The sequence below is a fragment of the Humibacter antri genome (assembly GCF_054777235.1).
In genome coordinates this window covers 1-16,406 of sequence record NZ_BAAHAW010000049.1, presented here as the reverse complement: position 1 = coordinate 16,406, position 16,406 = coordinate 1, and the positions used below count along the sequence as shown (strand labels likewise).

At 67.5% G+C, this 16,406-nt stretch carries 16 protein-coding genes and 1 tRNA gene; 5 read left to right on the top strand and 12 right to left on the bottom strand.

The window, feature by feature from the left end; all coding sequences use genetic code 11:
• Positions 1-313 precede the first annotated feature (313 nt).
• Genes ACYVDK_RS18135 through ACYVDK_RS18125 form a run of 3 tightly spaced genes read right to left on the bottom strand, consistent with a single transcriptional unit; the run spans position 314 to position 2,369 of the window.
• Positions 314-1,081 (bottom strand): hypothetical protein, encoded by a 768-nt coding sequence (locus ACYVDK_RS18135; protein WP_460524388.1) that lies wholly within the window; start codon positions 1,079-1,081, stop codon positions 314-316.
• A complete protein-coding gene (locus ACYVDK_RS18130) occupies positions 1,078-2,010 on the bottom strand; it encodes an ABC transporter ATP-binding protein (protein ID WP_460524386.1) in 933 nt (310 codons plus the stop codon). Before ACYVDK_RS18130 ends, ACYVDK_RS18135 begins: the two co-directional genes overlap by 4 nt.
• On the bottom strand, positions 2,007-2,369 hold the full coding sequence (locus ACYVDK_RS18125; RefSeq protein ID WP_460524384.1) for a GntR family transcriptional regulator: 363 nt from the start codon (positions 2,367-2,369) through the stop codon (positions 2,007-2,009). Before ACYVDK_RS18125 ends, ACYVDK_RS18130 begins: the two co-directional genes overlap by 4 nt.
• Before the next feature lie 188 nt (positions 2,370-2,557).
• On the opposite strand from ACYVDK_RS18125, the gene ACYVDK_RS18120 reads away from it, so the two are divergent.
• Together ACYVDK_RS18120 and ACYVDK_RS18115 are read left to right on the top strand one after the other, a co-directional pair.
• Positions 2,558-4,006 carry an amidase gene (locus ACYVDK_RS18120; protein ID WP_460524382.1) on the top strand — a complete coding sequence of 483 codons (1,449 nt, stop codon included), beginning with the start codon at positions 2,558-2,560 and terminating at the stop codon, positions 4,004-4,006.
• Between the two features lie 366 nt (positions 4,007-4,372).
• Positions 4,373-4,840 (top strand): SIP domain-containing protein, encoded by a 468-nt coding sequence (locus ACYVDK_RS18115; RefSeq protein WP_460524380.1) that lies wholly within the window; start codon positions 4,373-4,375, stop codon positions 4,838-4,840.
• Between the two features lie 208 nt (positions 4,841-5,048).
• Here ACYVDK_RS18115 and ACYVDK_RS18110 read toward each other — a convergent pair whose 3' ends face one another.
• From ACYVDK_RS18110 to ACYVDK_RS18085, 6 genes are all read right to left on the bottom strand, one after another.
• Positions 5,049-5,912, bottom strand: coding sequence for a Rossmann-fold NAD(P)-binding domain-containing protein (locus tag ACYVDK_RS18110; RefSeq protein ID WP_460524378.1), 864 nt, complete (start codon positions 5,910-5,912; stop codon positions 5,049-5,051).
• Entirely contained in the window at positions 5,909-6,340 is a 432-nt protein-coding gene (locus tag ACYVDK_RS18105; RefSeq protein ID WP_460524376.1) for a Fe-S oxidoreductase, read from the bottom strand. Before ACYVDK_RS18105 ends, ACYVDK_RS18110 begins: the two co-directional genes overlap by 4 nt.
• A 91-nt stretch (positions 6,341-6,431) precedes the next feature.
• Positions 6,432-7,901, bottom strand: a complete 1,470-nt coding sequence (locus ACYVDK_RS18100) for a dihydrolipoyl dehydrogenase family protein (RefSeq protein WP_460524374.1) — start codon at positions 7,899-7,901, stop codon at positions 6,432-6,434.
• Between the two features lie 148 nt (positions 7,902-8,049).
• Positions 8,050-8,907: an arginase family protein gene (locus tag ACYVDK_RS18095; RefSeq protein ID WP_460524372.1), complete on the bottom strand. Its 858-nt coding sequence runs from the start codon at positions 8,905-8,907 to the stop codon at positions 8,050-8,052.
• A gap of 63 nt (positions 8,908-8,970) precedes the next feature.
• Positions 8,971-9,612: an NADPH-dependent F420 reductase gene (locus ACYVDK_RS18090; protein WP_460524370.1), complete on the bottom strand. Its 642-nt coding sequence runs from the start codon at positions 9,610-9,612 to the stop codon at positions 8,971-8,973.
• A 55-nt stretch (positions 9,613-9,667) separates the two neighbouring features.
• On the bottom strand, positions 9,668-10,672 hold the full coding sequence (locus ACYVDK_RS18085) for an SDR family oxidoreductase (protein ID WP_460524368.1): 1,005 nt from the start codon (positions 10,670-10,672) through the stop codon (positions 9,668-9,670).
• Positions 10,673-10,738: 66 nt separating this feature from the next.
• On the opposite strand from ACYVDK_RS18085, the gene ACYVDK_RS18080 reads away from it, so the two are divergent.
• A complete protein-coding gene (locus ACYVDK_RS18080; RefSeq protein WP_460524366.1) occupies positions 10,739-11,581 on the top strand; it encodes a DUF3097 domain-containing protein in 843 nt (280 codons plus the stop codon).
• A 441-nt stretch (positions 11,582-12,022) separates the two neighbouring features.
• Here the strand turns inward: ACYVDK_RS18080 and ACYVDK_RS18075 are convergent, their stop codons facing one another.
• The 3 genes from ACYVDK_RS18075 to ACYVDK_RS18065 all read right to left on the bottom strand — a co-directional run bounded on the left by ACYVDK_RS18075 (position 12,023) and on the right by ACYVDK_RS18065 (position 13,229).
• Positions 12,023-12,196 carry a hypothetical protein gene (locus tag ACYVDK_RS18075; RefSeq protein WP_460524364.1) on the bottom strand — a complete coding sequence of 58 codons (174 nt, stop codon included), beginning with the start codon at positions 12,194-12,196 and terminating at the stop codon, positions 12,023-12,025.
• Between the two features lie 142 nt (positions 12,197-12,338).
• A tRNA-Arg gene (locus ACYVDK_RS18070) sits at positions 12,339-12,411 on the bottom strand.
• Between the two features lie 230 nt (positions 12,412-12,641).
• Positions 12,642-13,229: an iron ABC transporter ATP-binding protein gene (locus ACYVDK_RS18065; protein WP_460524362.1), complete on the bottom strand. Its 588-nt coding sequence runs from the start codon at positions 13,227-13,229 to the stop codon at positions 12,642-12,644.
• 323 nt (positions 13,230-13,552) lie between these two features.
• Here ACYVDK_RS18065 and argS point away from each other — a divergent pair, with 323 nt between their 5' ends.
• Both argS and ACYVDK_RS18055 read left to right on the top strand, forming a co-directional pair.
• The gene (gene argS, locus ACYVDK_RS18060) at positions 13,553-15,262 is read left to right on the top strand and encodes an arginine--tRNA ligase (RefSeq protein WP_460524360.1); all 1,710 of its coding nucleotides are present in this window, start codon (positions 13,553-13,555) and stop codon (positions 15,260-15,262) included.
• An 11-nt stretch (positions 15,263-15,273) separates the two neighbouring features.
• Entirely contained in the window at positions 15,274-16,071 is a 798-nt protein-coding gene (locus ACYVDK_RS18055; protein ID WP_460524358.1) for an LmeA family phospholipid-binding protein, read from the top strand.
• Positions 16,072-16,406: the final 335 nt, after the last annotated feature.

Genomic DNA, 16,406 nt, shown 5'->3' with positions numbered 1-16,406 from the left:
CGACGCCACAGTGCACTCGGAGGCAAACCACCCATCAGCCGCCTGCAACCAACCTGATGGCCGGGTACAACTAGACGCTAACCCCATAGCGTCTGGACGCCCCATCGCGTCGAGACGCCGCTGTTTCTATGGATTCACCCCATCGTCGTTATCAGTTCGTGATAACCGCTGACGGATGCCGGTGGCTGGTCATACAGTGATCTCACCTCCGCCGATGGTCGCCCGAACGGGTGGTCGAGAAGGCGCTGTACGAATCGAGGCCTGCCGGCATCCGGATGGATGCGGCAGGCCTCGTCCAGTTCGCGCGGCTTGCTCAGGCGCGGGATGGCGCCTTGCGCAACACATAGAACCCGACGACCGCACTGGCCGCGGTGGGGATGAGCAGCCAGGCGATCACGCCGACGGTGCGCACATCGAGGAACCAGGCGCCGACGGCCGACCACGACCCGGTGAGTGTGACCACGACCACGAACCCGACGCAGAGCAGCGCAACTATCCCGCCCAGCACGTACAGCCCGTTGCCGCGCCAGCGCACGAACACGCTTCCGGCGAGTGCTCCGAGCGCGAAGCAGAACAGGAACGCGCCGAATGTCGAGAACAGGCGTTCCCACAGGGGCCCGCCGCCCATGTACACATTGCTGAACATGTGGGCACTCATGCCGTACCCCTTCGTCCAGTCCTCGATGTACGACAGAAGCGTGCACACGACCGTGAACAACAGGCCCTGCAGCGCGAACGCAACGACGGTGCCGAGGTAGTAGTCGCGCCGTGTCGCAGACATGCCCATCGCGAATCGGAAGGTGAGGCTCATCGCCTGAACGGCCGCGATGGCGAAGTACACGAACATGTAGCCGGTCGAGCCGGCCCACTGCGTGCCGGTGAGCTGCTCGCCCGTCGCGGCGAAGATCGAGATCCAGATCACCATGTTCACCACGAAGATGAAGCCGATGATCATCCACGGCATCGCGATCATGCTGAACCGGTTCGAGAAGTGCAGACGTGCGATGTTCCAGACACGCTGGGCCGCGTTCGGTACGGTCACGGTGTCGACGATCGTCGCATTCGTGCTGATGGCGGTCATGAGCGGGCTCCGTTCCAGGTCGAGGCGGGTTCGTCGGCATCGAAGTCGGACGACGGGGAGTTGGTGCTGCGCACGATGAGCTGCTGCAGCGAGACGGGGGCGAGCTCGAGGCCGGCGGCGAGGGCATCCCGTCGCTCGTCGGCATCCAATCGGTCCACGGTGACGGATGCCAGCCCGCCGACGCCTTCACGGTGCAGCACCTTGCGTGTCGCCACGAACGCGTCGACGGCACCGCGCGGACCGACGACGGTCGTGGCCGAGTCACGGGCGGACTCCGCCGATTCGTCCATGATGATGCGACCCTTGTCGATCACGACGACGTGCTCGAGCATGTTCGCCACCTCGTCGATCAGGTGCGTGGACAGGATGATCGTGCGCGGATGCTCGCCGTAGTCGGCAATCAGTCGGTCGTAGAAGATCTGCCGTGCGACGGCATCCAGCCCGAGGTACGGCTCGTCGAAGAACGTCAGCGGCGCGCGTGCGGCCAGGCCGACGATGACGCCGACGGCAGAGAGCTGTCCACGGGACAGCTTCTTGATGCGGCGGTTCACCGGCAGCTGGAAATCGTCGACGAGCTGGGCGGCGAAGTCGGCGTCCCAGTTCTCGTAGAACCATGGAGCGCAGGCGAACACGTGCTTCGGCTTGAACTCGTCAGGGTACTTCTGACCCTCCTTGATGAACGAGATGCGCGAGAGCACCTTCGCGTTCTCCACCGGATGCTCGCCGAACACGCGAATCGTGCCCGAGGTGGCGAAGTCCTGCCCGGTGATGGTCTGCATGAGTGTGGTCTTGCCGGCGCCGTTGCGTCCGAGCAGGCCCGTGATGGCGCCCGATCGCACGCTCAGTGTGACGTCGTCGAGCGCGACGACGTCGCCGAAGCGCTTGGTGAGGCCGTCGACCTCGACCACGGGAGTGGCCGTATCGGTCACGATGATTCTCCTTCTTCTGAGATGAGGTGGCCCAGTTCGGCTGGCGAGATGGCGAGCTTCTTCGCCTCCGAGATGAGCGGAAGCACGAAGTCGGCCCTGAAGCTTTCGCGTCGCTTCGCCAGCAGCTGTTCGCGCGCACCGGACGAGACGAACATGCCGATGCCGCGCTTCTTGTAGAGGATGCCGTCGTCGACGAGTATGGCGACGCCTTTGCCGGCAGTCGCCGGATTGATGCGATGGAATGCGGCGAACTCGTTCGTCGACGGCACCTGGCTCTCCTCCGGCAGGCTGCCTGCGATGATGTCGTTCTCGATCTGCTCAGCGATCTGCTGGAAGATCGGTTTGCCTTCGTCGATCACCGCGCTCCTTATTGGTTCATTAGTAGAGTAACTAACCAACAAAGCCATGTCAACGTTCGGTTCATAACTCCTGCAGAGCCTCGCCGGGCGCGACGGATGCCGTGTGTACACGGGATGCCGCGAGACACTCGGCGACGAGTTGCAGGAGTCATGCGCCGGGGAGCGGCAGCCGACCATAGGCTCGGGGAATGACCGACCTGCACGAGCTGACCGCTCTCGACCAGTGGGACCTGCTGCAGCGCGACGAGGTGACGCCGCTCGAGCTCGCCGACCACTACCTCGGTCGAATCGAGGCGCTGAATCCGCTGGTCGGCGCGTTCGTGACCGTCACGGCGGATGCCGCGCGCGAGCGAGCGAAGCGGGTGCAGGCATCCGTTCCACGGTCTGCGCCGCTGTGGGGCCTGCCGATCGGCGATAAAGACCTGTGGCAGCGCGCCGGCGTTCCGACGGGCTTCGGATCGCGGCTGCTCACCGGATACGTGCCCGAGGAATCCGACGAGATCGTGCAGGACCTGGATGCCGCGGGTGTCGTAAGCGTCGGCAAGACAGGTGCGCCGGAGTTCGGGCTGCCGTGCTACACCGAGACGCTCGTCGCGCCTCCGGTTCGCACGCCGTGGGATCTGGGCCTGGGCGCAGGCGGGTCGAGCGGCGGAGCGGCGGCGGCCGTGGCGAGCGGGATGCTGCCGTTCGCGCCCGGTTCGGACGGCGGGGGATCGATCCGCATCCCCGCCGCCGCGTGCGGCCTGGTCGGACTGAAGCCGTCGCGCGGCAGGGTGCCCTCCGGCAGCGGCCTCGACTCGCTAGGCGGGCTCGTCGTCGACGGTCCGATCGCCCGAACCGTCGAGGATGCCGCGCTGCTGCTCGACGGCATGATCGCTCGTCGGAACGGGCGGGTCGACCACCGGTTCGCGGTGGTCGCTCCCGGTGACGATTCGGCATTCCTCGCCGCTGCTGTGCGCGGCGAGGGCCGGTACCAGCTCGGGGTGATGACGACGAGCGCGTGGGACCTCGACTACGAGATCGAGCTCGAGCCGGACGCGCTTGCTGCGCTCGAACGCGCCACCGACGAGTTCGCGTCGCTCGGGCACGGCATCGAGCAGACTGCGCTCGCGCCCGACCCCACCTACGGGGCGGCGTTCATCGCGCTGTGGAAGGCTGGCGCGGCGCGGATACCCGCGGAAGGCGAGGCGATGGCTCTGCTCGAACCGCTCACCCGCTGGCTCGTCGACCAGGGCCGGGCTGTCGGCGCACGGGAGCTCGGCGCGGCGCTCGCCGCGCTCACCGCATACGAGCGCTCGCTGATTCGGCAGCTCTCCTCGTTCGATGCCGTGCTCACACCGGCACTGGCGATGACGCCGCGCCCGATCGGCTGGTACGACGCGGAGGACGCCGAGCACAACTTCGCCCAGCAGGTGCAGTACACGCCGTTCACCTCGATGCTGAACGTGAGCGGGCTGCCGGCGATCACTCTGCCGGTGTGGCAGAGCGCCGATGGGCTTCCGATGGGCGTTCAGCTGATCGGCAGGCCAGGTGGCGAGGCCGTGCTGTTCTCGCTCGGGGCGCAGCTGCAGCGGCGCATCCGCTGGCAGGATCGGCGGCCACCCGTGTGGCACATCGACCGCCGGATCGCGGGTTGAGCCTGTCGAAACGAGATCGCGGGTTGAGCTTGTCGAAACCCGTCCGGTACCGGGTTCGACAGGGCGAATCGACGACACCGCGGGTTGAGCCTGTCGAAACCCGTCCGGTACTGGGATTCGAGAGGGTCAATCGACGACACCGCGGGTTGAGCTTGTCGAAACCCGTCCGGTACTGGGGTTCGAGAGGGTCAATCGACGACACCGCGGGTTGAGCTTGTCGAAACCCGTCCGGTACTGGGGTTCGAGAGGGTCAATCGACGACACCGCGGGTTGAGCTTGTCGAAACCCGTCCCGTACCGGGTTTCGACAAGCTCAACCCGCGGGAGGGGAAACCTTAGGTAAGGCTCGCCTTATACTGGAATCACCATGTACCAGCCCGAACACTCCGCTCACACCGGTGCCACCGCGCACCGCGACGACCGTGCGCAGTTCCTGGTGACGGCGGATGAGACGTCGCTCGCCGAGCTGCAGGCCCAGCTCGCACTGCTGCCGTTGTGCGCCAAGGGCCGGGTCTTCGTCGAGGTCGCGGAGCCGAAGGATGCCTTTGCGCTCCAGGTGCCGATGCGTATGACGGTCACGTGGTTGCCGCGATCGGTTCGCGGCGGCCGCCCTGGCACGGGGGAGCGTTGCGCGCCAGGCCAGGCGCTGCGTCGAGCGGTGCGGGCATGGACCGCCGAGATGCTCTGTGACGGGCCGGGTGACACTAGGGCGATCCTGACCGGCGACTTCCGCGGCGTGAGCCAGGTGTACGAGGTGCTCGCGGCCGAGGTCGGCATGTCGGAGACGCACATCGCCGCGCCCCAGCAATACGGCCTGCGCCGCACCGCGCGCTGAGCCTGCACCGCATCGCACCGCGCACTGAGCCTCCGCCCCAGGCTTAGCCTCCGCTCAGGCGTACCCGGCTCATCGAGCACCGCGAAAACAGGCAGAACGCGCGAGAGCAGGCAGAATCCGCCTGTTGCCGCGTGGAGAGCGCGATCATGCCTGTTTTCGCGAGCGCTCAGCGGCTGAGGATCAGCGGCGGAGGCTCCGGGGCCGAGGATCAGAGCCCGAGGATGCGGTCGGTCGTCGTCCAGAGGTCGCGGGCGAGCTGCGGGTTGCGAGCCTGCTTGTTCACGCGTCCGTTCGCGGTGAAGCGGTCGAAATAGGTTCCGGTCGGCTCGCCGACGGTCTCGGCGCCGGCGAGGGCGACGAGCGGACCCGCGCCGCTGTCGGCGGACCTGCCGTATCGCCCGCCGGTCACCAGGTTGCCGAACCGGATCAACGGCGACTGCCGGCCGAACCGCGTCACGACGGTTCCTGGGTGGAACGAGTACGCGGTGACGCCGGTACCGGTCAGCCGCTCGCCGAGTTCCCTCGTGAAGAGGATGCCCGCCAGCTTCGACGTGCCGTAGGCCTGCCAGCCGCCGCGCCAGGGGCGTGCCTCCCAGTCGAGGTCGTCGAGGTCGAGCGAGCCGAACGCGTTCGCCATGCTCGCCGTGTTGACGATGCGGACCGGCGCCTGCTGGGCGCTCTCCACGAGCCGGTCGCGCAGCAGGTGCGTGAGCAGGAACGGCGCGAAGTGGTTCGTCTGGATGGTGCGCTCGTGCCCGTCGACCGTGACCGCGCGCTCGTGGTAGAGCCCGCCGGCGTTGCCCGCGAGCACGTCGATGCGCTCGAGCCGGTCCAGCAGCTCGGATGCCAGCCGTCTCACGTCATCCAGCCGCTCGAAGTCGGCGATGAAGGCATCAGCGCCGATCCGTTCGGCAACCGCCCTGGTGCGCTCCGGATTGCGCCCGACGACGGCCACGTGGGCGCCTTGCTGCGCCAGCGCCGCCGCCGCGCTGGCACCGATGCCTGAACTGGCGCCGGTGATCACGATCGTGCGTGTGCGGCCTTCTCCACGCTCTTGACCGTGGTCGCTCAACGGTAGCCACCCTTCTCGAGGCCAGCCTCGATCTCGAATCGATTGTGCAACGGGTCCCGTCCCGCCAGCCCGTACAGCACCGGGAACAGCATGCCGTATCGCTTCCACTGCCGTTTGTGCACGGCCTCGTGCTCGAGCACGTCGTCGCTGACGTTCTGGTCCGTGAAGTAGCAGCCCCCCACGCACGAGCCTCCACGGCCGAACGTACGACGCGGCATCCCGCGGAAGACCCACAGTCCGCCACGGCGTTCGACTCGGCCGACGCTCCAGAGGAAGCCCCAGACGATGCCCACCGCCGTGGCGTACCGGTAGCCGAGCTCGGAGACCGCCGAGTCGACCAGCAGGAGTCTCGGCAGGCGGCCGTATTCTCCCAGCGCGGAGCGCAGCGAGTGCGCGATGCGGCGCGTCTGGGACGGTGCGGCGCTCATTCCGCCGTGCTCATTCCGCCGTGCTCATGTTCCGCTGTGCCCATTCGCAGTCCTCGTACTGTGCGGCTCACACCGCGGCTCATTCCCGTGCTCATTCCGTGGGGCGACCGTAAGTCTCCAGCAGCCGTAGCCACACCTCGCTCAGTGTCGGATACGACGGCACCGCGTGCCACAGCCTGTCGATCGTGACCTCGCCGACGATCGCCACCGTGGCCGAGTGCAGCAGCTCGCCGACGTCGAGACCCACGAAGGTCGCGCCGACGAGAACGCTCCGGTCCTCGTCGACCACGATGCGCGCCCTGCCGACATACTTGTCGCTCGCGATCGTCGCACCCGCGACAGCAGCGATGTCGTAGTCGACGACCCTGGTACGGATGCCCGCCTTCGCCGCCTCGGCGGCGCTCAGCCCCACGGACGCCACCTCGGGATCGGTGAACGTCACCTGCGGCACCGCGGCGTGATCGGCGGTCGCAGCGTAGGCGGACCACGGCGACAGCGAGAGCGTCTTGCCGTTCGCGCGGGCGGCGATCGCATCCCCGGCGATGCGGGCGTCGTACTTGCCCTGGTGGGTCAGGAGCGCGCGGTGCGTGACATCGCCTACCGCGTAAAGCCACGAATCCTGCTCCCCGTTCCGTCCCGTTCCGAGCACGGCGCCGTCGGCATCCAGCACCCGCATCGAGTCGTCGACCTTCAGCCAGTCGCCGGAGCTCAGCCCGATGGTCTCGAGCCCGAGGTCCTCGGTCTGCGGGATGCGGCCGGTGGCCACCAGAACCTCTTCGGCGGTGACGCGGTCGCCGTTGTCGAGCTCGATCGTGACGGCATCCGTCTCGTTGCGGGTCGCTCGTAGGGGAGAGACGCCGATGAGCACCGTCGCGCCGAGCTCCTCGAGGGACTGCTGCACGAGTTCGCCGGCGAACGGCTCGTTCCTGGCGAGAAGCCCGCTGCGCGCGATCACCGTGACGTCCACGCCGAATCCCGCATACGCGGTGGCCATTTCGGCAGCGACGACACCCCCTCCGATGATCGCCAGCGACGACGGGAGCTCCTGAGCGCTCGTCGCGTCGCGGCTGGTCCACGGATCGGCGTCGATCAGGCCGGGGATGTCGGGCAGCATCGATGCCGACCCGGTGCACACGGCGACCGCGTGCTTCGCCACGATCGCAGTGACGCCGCCGTCGACCGCGGTCACTTCGACGCGTTTCGGAGCCGTCAACCGCGCGTGGCCGCGCACGAGCTCGATGTGCGCACTGTTCAGCCACTCGACCTGGCCGTCGTCTCTCCAGTGGCTCGTGACCCTGTCGCGGCGACGGAGAACAGCAGCGACGTCGAGGCCGCCGGTGACCCCCTGCTTCGCGCCGTCGACGTTGTGCGCGGTGCGCAGCAGCGCCCCGCTGCGCAGCAGAGCCTTCGAGGGCATGCACGCCCAGTACGAGCACTCGCCCCCGACCAGTTCGGACTCCACCAGCACGGTGCGCATCCCGCCCTGCACGGCACGGTCGGCGACGTTCTCACCGACCGCACCTCCACCGATCACGACGACGTCGTACTCGATCTCACTCATTGGGGCAGACTATCGGCGCGTTCCCTGGCGTGTACCGTCGGCCGGGCAGCCGCCGCAGGCGGCGTGTCGAACGTGGTGGACCGCTGCGCGGCCGTGCAAGCGGTACCTCCTTGCGGAAACCCGCAGGCAGAGACCGGGGGTTCTCGCTCTACGGGTTCTGCTTCGTGAGTGCGCCGAGAATGCGAAGGATGACCGGCAGGTCGTCCGAGGCGGCATCCGGATTCCGAGGTGCGAACTCGGTGATGCCGGCGCCCACCAGCTCGAAGCGACCGCGCAGCGCGAGGATCGCGGCCACCAGTTCGTCGGGCGCGAGCCCGAACGGCTCCGGAAACTGCACGCCCGAGATCGAGCCGGGGTCGAGCACGTCGAGATCGACGTGCACGTACACCGCGGTGGCGTCGGTGGCCTCGACTGCCGCCACCAACGCGTGGGGAGTGTGCAGGTGATCGGGCGACAGCATGCGGATGCCGGCCTCATCCACGTACGTCGCCTCGCCGTCGTCGAGTTCCCGCACTCCGGCCAGCACGAGGTGCTCGTGCGAAAGCTTCGCGGCTCCTGTCGCAGCCAACGGCTCAGGTGCCTCGCCGAGCAGGGCGCGCAGCACCATGCCGTGGAATGCGCCGGAAGGCGAGGTGTCCGGCGTGTTCAGGTCGGCGTGCGCATCCAGCCAGACGAGGGCGACGTCGCCTTGCCCGCGGGATGCGACGGCGTGCTCCACGCCGGCCAGTTCCGCCCCGCAGTCTCCGCCGATGGTGACGATGGCGCCGTCGCCGATCGCGGACAGCTCGGTGAGCGCCGCCAGTGCGCGATCGCGGATCGCGGCGATGGACGACAACCGATGCACGCCCGTGCCGAGCGACTCGCCGGCCTCCATCGGCACATCGACGGTCGTGGTGGCGGATGCCGGCAGGTCACCGGCGATCGCCGCCGCGCCGTCCAGCAACTGCATCGCCCGGGACGAACTGGACCCCTGCCACTGAGGGACGATCAGAAAGCGAGTCGGCACGGGCTTCAGCATACGTTTACGCCGGCGCCTCGGTGGAGCTCGTCTCCCGTGGGTCGAGCAGCCTCAACCGACGGTGGTGGCGGCAGCGAGAGCGGTGCGCAGTTCGTCCGCGGTCATCCGCGGTCCGTAAGCGGGGGTGTCTCGTTGAATGCGCCAGCTCTGCTCGAGCGACCCGCCGTCGACGACGTCGAAGCCGATCGTGTCGATGAACGCGGAAACCGTCCCCTTGGCCTCCGCGTCGTCGCCGAAGATCGCGAGGGCCCTGCGATCGGGGGTGCCGGCATCCTGAGCGTCATCCGTGATCGCGGAAGCGAAGATGTGGTTGAACGCCTTCACCACGTGCGCGCCTGCGAGATGGCGTTGCAGCTGCCCGGAGCTCGTCTCGGTGAAGTCGTCGAGCTCGGCCCGGTGGCCGTCACGCTCCCAGTAATAGTTGTTCGTGTCGATGACAGGCTTGCCGGCAAGCGGCTCGACCGGAACCTGATCGATCGCGTGGAACGGGGTCGTGACGACCGCGATGTCCGCGGCGAGCGCTGCCTGCGCGGCGGTGGCCGCCCGCGCATGCGAACCCAGCTCGTCGACGAGATCCGTGAGCGTCTCGGGTCCACGCGAGTTGCTCACCACCACGTCGTATCCGTGCGCGATCGCCTGACGGGCGATCTGCGATCCGATGTGTCCTGCTCCGATGAGTCCGATAGTCGTCATAGCAGCGACAACCCGCCCGGTGCCCGCTGCATTCCCGCCACGGCCGGCTCGCGTGTCACGCCGAAGGGATCGTGGCGAGCATCCGTTCGAACGATGCGTCGAGGTCGGGGTCGAAACGTTGCTGATCCGGGTGCGCGTCGTACCACTCGACGATCTCGGCGGCGGCCCGGTCGAACGTGATCGTCGTGGCGAACTCCGGCACGAGCGCCTTCACCTTCGAGTTGTCGAACACCATCGAGTTCGCCTTGTCGCCGATGAGCCCAGGTCCCAGTTCGGGCTCGATGAGCGCGATCGTCTCGGACGCCACGTGCGCCAGAACCGGGTCGACCCCGGCCGCCTGGCCGAGCCAGGTGTAGATCTGGTTCCACGTCGGCGTGTGGTCACCGGTGATGTGGAACGTGTCGCCGACCGCGAGCGGATTGCTCAGCAGGCCGTCGAAGGCGACCGCGAAGTCGGAGTTGTGGGTGATGGTCCACAAGGAGGTGCCGTCGCCGTGCACGACGACCGGCTTGCCTGCACGCATGCGGGCGATGTCGGTCCAGTGACCCATGGTCGGGATCGACGTGTGGTCGTACGTGTGCGACGGCCGCACGATCGTGGCCGGGAAGCCGTTCTCGCGGTATTCGCGCACCAGCAGGTCCTCGCACGCGATCTTGTTCTGCGAGTACGTCCAGAACGGGTTGCGAAGCGGTGTCGACTCCGTGACCGGAAGCCGCTCCGGCGGGGTCTGATAGACGCTTGCCGAACTGATGAAGACGTACTGTCCGGTACGCCCCGCGAAGCGCGCGACGTCGGCGGCCACGTGCTCCGGAGTGAACGCGAGGAACTCGGCGACCACGTCGAACTCCCGTGAGCCGAGTGCGGCATCCACCGAGGCGGCATCCCGGATGTCCGCACGCAGTTGCTCCACACCTTCCACCGGCCGACGCAGCTGCGACTCGCCACGGTTGAGCACCGTGACGGAGGATCCGCGCGAGACCGCGCGCGTCACGCACGCTGAGCTGATGGTGCCGGTGCCGCCGATGAAGAGGATCGTCTGTTCTGTACCGCGCCGTGCCATGCGTCGATCCTGGCATCCTCGCCCCGCCTGCGCGGTGGTCGGTTCGGCCGTCGGTACCGTGTACCGGTGACCTTCGACGACCCATACGGCTCCGACGTGCTCTCCGGCAACTGGCGTGCTCGGGGCATCCAGCAGCCGAAGACCGTTGCGGCCGACAGCGACCTCGTCGTCGAGCTGGCCGACTCGGGGTTCACGGGCGCGATCGTCGGCATCGAGAACCGGCTCGTGCAGTTGGAGGACCGCTTCGGCAAGGTGCGGGCGTTCCCGCTCGGTGGCGGCTATCTGATCGATGGCGAACCTGTCGTGCTCGTCGCACCGCGGGCCGCGAAGCCGAAGGGGCCGGTGCGTACGGCATCAGGTTCGCTTGCCGTGGGGGATGCTCCGGCACGCGTCGCCCGCGCCAGCCGCATCTTCGTGGAGGGGAGGCACGACGCGGAGCTGGTCGAGAAGGTGTGGGGCGACGACCTGAGGGTCGAAGGCGTGGTCGTCGAGTACCTGGGCGGCGTCGACGATCTGGCGGGCATCCTGAATGACACCCGGCCGGGGCCGGGCAAGCGCATCGGCGTGCTGGTCGATCATCTCGTTCCGGGCTCGAAGGAGAGCCGGATCGCGGATGCCGTGGCGCGCGGACCGCACGGTGGGCACGTGAAGATCGTCGGACATCCCTACATCGACGTCTGGCAGGCGGTGAAGCCCGACCGGCTCGGGATGAAGGCATGGCCGCAGATTCCCAGGAGCATCGAGTGGAAGAAGGGGATCTGCGCATCGCTCGGCTGGCCGCACAGCGATCAAGCGGATATCGCGAGGGCGTGGAAGCGCATCCTTTCCACCGTGTCGACGTATCGCGACCTTGAGCCCGCGTTCCTCGGCCGCGTCGAGGAACTCATCGATTTCGTCACACACGATTGAGGGGTGGGAAGGAAAGCTCGCTTTCCTTCCCACCCCGATTGAGTGTGTTGAGCGGCGAAGCCGCGATCACACGCGATTGAGAGGTGTACGCAGAGCAAGCTTTCCTTCCCACCCCGATTGAGTGTGTTGAGCGGCGAAGCCGCGATCACACCCGATTGAGCGCGGGGATGAAGCTCGCTTTCCTTCCCACCCCGATTGAGTGTGTTGAGCGGCGAAGCCGCGATCACACGCGGTTGAGAGGTGTACGCAGAGCAAGCTTTCCTTCCCAACCCGATTGAGTGTGTTGAGCGGCGAAGCCGCGATCACACCCGATTGAGCGCGGGGATGAAGCTCGCTTTCCTTCCCACCCCGATTGAGTGTGTTGAGCGGCGAAGCCGCGGTCACACACGATTGAACGCGCTCGGGACGAGCGCCGGGCCCGCCTCGATTCGACGGAACCCTTCAGGCATCCGGATCGTGGATCGCGCCGCAGCGCCAGCACGGAGTGGCCGTGCTTCCCTCGACCAGGGCACCGCACTCCGTGCAGACGTGACTGAGCCAGCACGCCGCGTCGCCGCCCTCGTCGGCGACCGGTCGAATCCGTTCCGTGTCCCGTTCCGCGGATGAGTCCTGCACGACGCGCCTCCCAGACCCATTGTGCGTGGCGGGCACCGTTGTGTGTGCGCGGGAGCCGAACCGGGGATCGTGGCTCGGCCGCTGCAGCGACGCAATCGCACGGGGTCCGGGCGAACCGGGACTGTCAGAACTCCATCGTGGGTGCCCCCAGAAGGATTCGAACCTTCGGCCTTCTGCTCCGGAGGCAGACGCTCTATCCCCTGAGCTATGGGGGCCCAGTGCCCGTCAAGGCTAGCATCCGATCGCCTCCCCGATTCACGACGCGCTTCCCCGTCCAGGGCGAACGATCGGCCGCAAAACGAACGGTCCGCCGGAAGGAGCGGCCGGTTCCGACCGGCGCACCGTTCGTTGTCCGGCCGATCGTGCCAGAGCGTCCGGTCGAAGGACGACGGATGCCTCAGCTCGCCGCCGCCTCAGTCCGCCGCCGCCTTAGCCCGCAACGGCCTCAGCCCGGCAGATTGCCCAGCACATCGGCGATCACGGGAGCAGCGTCGCCAGGCTCGATGAAGTCCTTCGACTCCGCTACGACCCAGTAGTCTCCTGTGAACGCCTGGGCGACACCGACTGATGCATCGACCGTGAAGTACCCCATCACCTTCGGGGGAACGCCATAGGTCGGTACGACGTGACTGCCTGTGATGGCCTTGTTCTTCAGCTCGGTGAGGTCGGCTGCCGCGGGGCGTGCGATCGCCACCGAGACCGTGTGGCCCGTCGACGCGTTCGTGTAGCCGCAGGCGACACCGGCGTAGGAGACGGCCTTGGCGGACTCCGAGCCCTTGTCCGGCTTGAATTCCGTCGCGGGGGAGAGAGGTGGAACGAGCGCGGCGAGCTGCGCCGAAGTGAGGACCTTATCGCACGTGAAGCCCACGGGTGTGGCCTTCGGCTTCGGCGCCGACGACGCTCGGGAAGTCGATGACGGGGCGGGGGACGTCGTCGTCCGGCCCGATGCCGTGGCCGTGCCGGTCGGCGAGGGCGAGCCCTGACATCCGGTCAGCAGGAGGGCGGATGCTGCGAGCACGGCTGCAGCGGCCACGCGCAAAGAGCCGTACCGAGTGCGGTGCGCGAGAAGGGGCCGTGCTGGACGGCGGGGACGAGCTGAAGGCATGAGAGATGCTTCCGACGGCGGTGGGGGACGCGTGGGCACGACAATAGCAAGACGCTCGTGGCGCTTCCCTCATCGCGAGCCCGGAGCGCTTCCCTCGTCGTGCGCACGCAGCGCTTCCCTCATCCTGAGCCCTGAGCCCTGAGCCCTGAGCCCTGAGCCCTGAGCCCTGAGCCCTGAGCTCTTCGCTCCCCGGACGCTCTCGTTTGAACTCGCCGTAAGCGCGGAGGGGGCGGCCGATAGACTTGGCGGTCGTGAATCCCGACCAGCTCGCCGACCAGTTGTACGCCATCCTCACGCGCGTGACGGACCGTCGACGCGGCGAGCAGGGTGACGGCGAGCAGGGTGACACCGAGCAGGGTGACAACCGGGCCGAGCCGATTCTGGTGCGTGCAGACATCCGCTTGGAGCGGCCGAAGAACCGCGAGCACGGCGACTGGGCGTCGAACGCGGCCATGCGACTGGCGAAGCCGCTGGGGGTCAACCCTCGCGAACTGGCGGAGGAGATCGCCCACGAGGCTCAGCAGCTCGACGGCGTCGCCTCGGCTCAGGTGGCCGGTCCCGGGTTCATCAACTTCCGGCTGGATGCCGCAGCAGCAGGCGCGCTCGCCAAGACGATCGTCGACGCGGGTGACGAGTATGGTCGCGGCGACCTCTACCGTGGCGTGAGGGTGAATCTCGAGTTCGTCTCGGCGAACCCGACCGGTCCGATCCACATGGGCGGCGTTCGCTGGGCGGCGGTGGGCGACAGTCTCGCCCGCATTCTGCAGGCCGAGGCCGCCGACGTGACGCGCGAGTACTACTTCAACGATCACGGGTCGCAGATCGACCGCTTCGCACGCAGCCTCCTCGCCGCCTACCTCGGAGAGCCGACCCCGGAGGACGGCTACGGTGGCGACTACATCGGCGACATCGCGGCGAAGGTGGTGACGGCGTACGACGGTGATCTGGCCTCGATGGATCGGGCCGAACAGCAGGAGGTGTTCCGTGATCTCGGCACGAACTTCATGTTCGAGGAGATCAAGCAGAAGCTGCACGGCTTCGGCGTCGACTTCGACGTGTACTTCCACGAGAACGACCTGCACACCTCGGGGGCTGTCGATCACGCGGTGCAGCGGCTGCGCGAACTGGGTCACGTCTACGAGAAGGACGGCGCCGTATGGCTCGGCACGACCGAGTTCGGCGATGACAAGGACCGGGTCATCATCCGCAGCAACGGCGAACCCGCCTACATGTCGGGCGACCTCGGCTACTACCTGAACAAGCGCGAGCGCGGCTTCGAGCAGAACATCATCATGCTCGGCGCCGATCACCACGGCTACGTCGGTCGCATGATGGCGATGACTGCGGCGTTCGGTGACACGCCTGGAGTCAACCTGCAGCTGCTGATCGGTCAGATGGTGAACCTGCTCAAAGACGGCGAGCCGGTGCGCATGAGCAAGCGCGCCGGAACGATCGTCACGCTCGACGACCTCGTCGACGCGGTCGGGGTGGATGCCGGCCGTTACGCCCTGGTGCGCTCGTCGAGCGATTCGCCGCTCGACATCGATCTCGATCTGCTGGCCAAGCACAGCAACGACAATCCCGTGTACTACGTGCAGTACGCGCACGCCCGCACCCGCTCGGTGGCCCGCAACGCGGCGGCGGCCGGGGTGACGCGCAGCGCCTTCGCGCCCGAGCTGCTCACGCACGAGACCGAGTCGGCTCTCCTGGGGGTGCTGCAGGAGTTTCCGCGCATCGTCGCGATGGCGGCCGAGCTGCGCGAGCCGCACCGCGTCGCCCGCTACATCGAGGAGGTCGCCGGTCTTTATCACAAGTGGTACGACAACTGCCGCGTGATCCCACTCGGAGACGAACCCGTCACCGACCTGCACCGCACCCGCCTGTGGCTGAACGACGCCACCGGGCAGGTGGTCCGCAACGGACTGGGCCTGGTGGGAGTGTCGGCTCCCGAGCGCATGTGAGGCGATCCGGCGTGAGCACGGGACGCATCGAAGAGGCGGCGCGAATGGATGACGCCACAGGCCGGAGCGGTCTGAGTCGCGCCCAGCTCGTGGTGGTATGGATCGTCGGCGGCCTTCTCGTGCTGACGGGGCTGTACTTCGTCGCCGACGCGGCACTGCGGCAGGTGGCACAGAACGTGGTGCGCGAGCAGATCCAGAAGGAGCTGCCGTCGGATGTGACGGCCAAGGACCTAGCGGTCAAGATCGACGGTTTCTCCGTGATCGCGCAAATGGTGTCTGGAGAGTTCGAGAAGGTCGAGCTGACCTCGCACGACGTGCAGCTGCAGGGGAATCGGCTGAGCGTGACAGTCCTCGCGCACGGGGTGCCGATCGACATGTCGAAGCCCGTGCAGCACGTCGAGGGCACCATGGTGATCGGGCAGGATGCCGTCAACAATCTCGTCGAGTTGCCGAACGACACGACGGTGACGCTGAACACCGACGAGGTCGGCTTGAAGGGCACGGGCAAGATCCTCGGCATCGACGTCGGGTACACGGCATCGGTCGCCCCGAGCCTGCAGGGCGGGGACACCATCGTGCTGACACCGATCAGCGTGAGCGTCACCGCGGGCGGCGGGGCCTTCGACGTGACACGGTTCGCCAAAGACCTGGTGCCCTCGAATATTCCGATCTGCATCGCGCAGTACCTTCCGAAGGGGGTGGATGCGTCGGGGCTCGCCATCGAGAAGCGGTCCGCGACCGTCTCGGTGTCTGCGGACGACCTCGTGCTCGGCGGCAACGCTCTGCAGAAGCGCGGCTCCTGCGGCTGACCGCATTCGGCTCGACGAGCGCCTCCCGCGGGTTGAGCGAGCGCCTCCCGCGGGTTGAGCTTGTCGAAACCCGGCGTACTGGTTTCGACAAGCTCAACCAGCGGTGGTGGTTCAACCAGCGGTGGTGGCTCGACGAGCGTCTCCCGTGGGTTGAGCGAGCGCCTCCCGTGGGTTGAGCGAGCGCCTCCCGTGGGTTGAGCCTGTCGAAACCCGGCGTACTGGTTTCGACAAGCTCAACCAGCGGTGGTGGTTCAACCAGCGGTGGTAGCTCAACATTGAGGATGGTGGTGGGGGTGCTGGTCGGGTCTGACTTGTTGCTCAACCGACTCGTTCTG

Bases quoted from the DNA above. Each gene is read 5' to 3' on its own strand.
- ACYVDK_RS18115 (WP_460524380.1), top strand. From the start codon at position 4,373: ATGTACCAGCCCGAACACTCCGCTCACACCGGTGCCACCGCGCACCGC.
- ACYVDK_RS18120 (WP_460524382.1), top strand. From the start codon at position 2,558: ATGACCGACCTGCACGAGCTGACCGCTCTCGACCAGTGGGACCTGCTG.
- ACYVDK_RS18105 (WP_460524376.1), bottom strand. From the start codon at position 6,340: ATGAGCGCCGCACCGTCCCAGACGCGCCGCATCGCGCACTCGCTGCGC.
- ACYVDK_RS18085 (WP_460524368.1), bottom strand. From the start codon at position 10,672: ATGGCACGGCGCGGTACAGAACAGACGATCCTCTTCATCGGCGGCACC.
- ACYVDK_RS18100 (WP_460524374.1), bottom strand. From the start codon at position 7,901: ATGAGTGAGATCGAGTACGACGTCGTCGTGATCGGTGGAGGTGCGGTC.
- ACYVDK_RS18135 (WP_460524388.1), bottom strand. From the start codon at position 1,081: ATGACCGCCATCAGCACGAATGCGACGATCGTCGACACCGTGACCGTA.
- ACYVDK_RS18090 (WP_460524370.1), bottom strand. From the start codon at position 9,612: ATGACGACTATCGGACTCATCGGAGCAGGACACATCGGATCGCAGATC.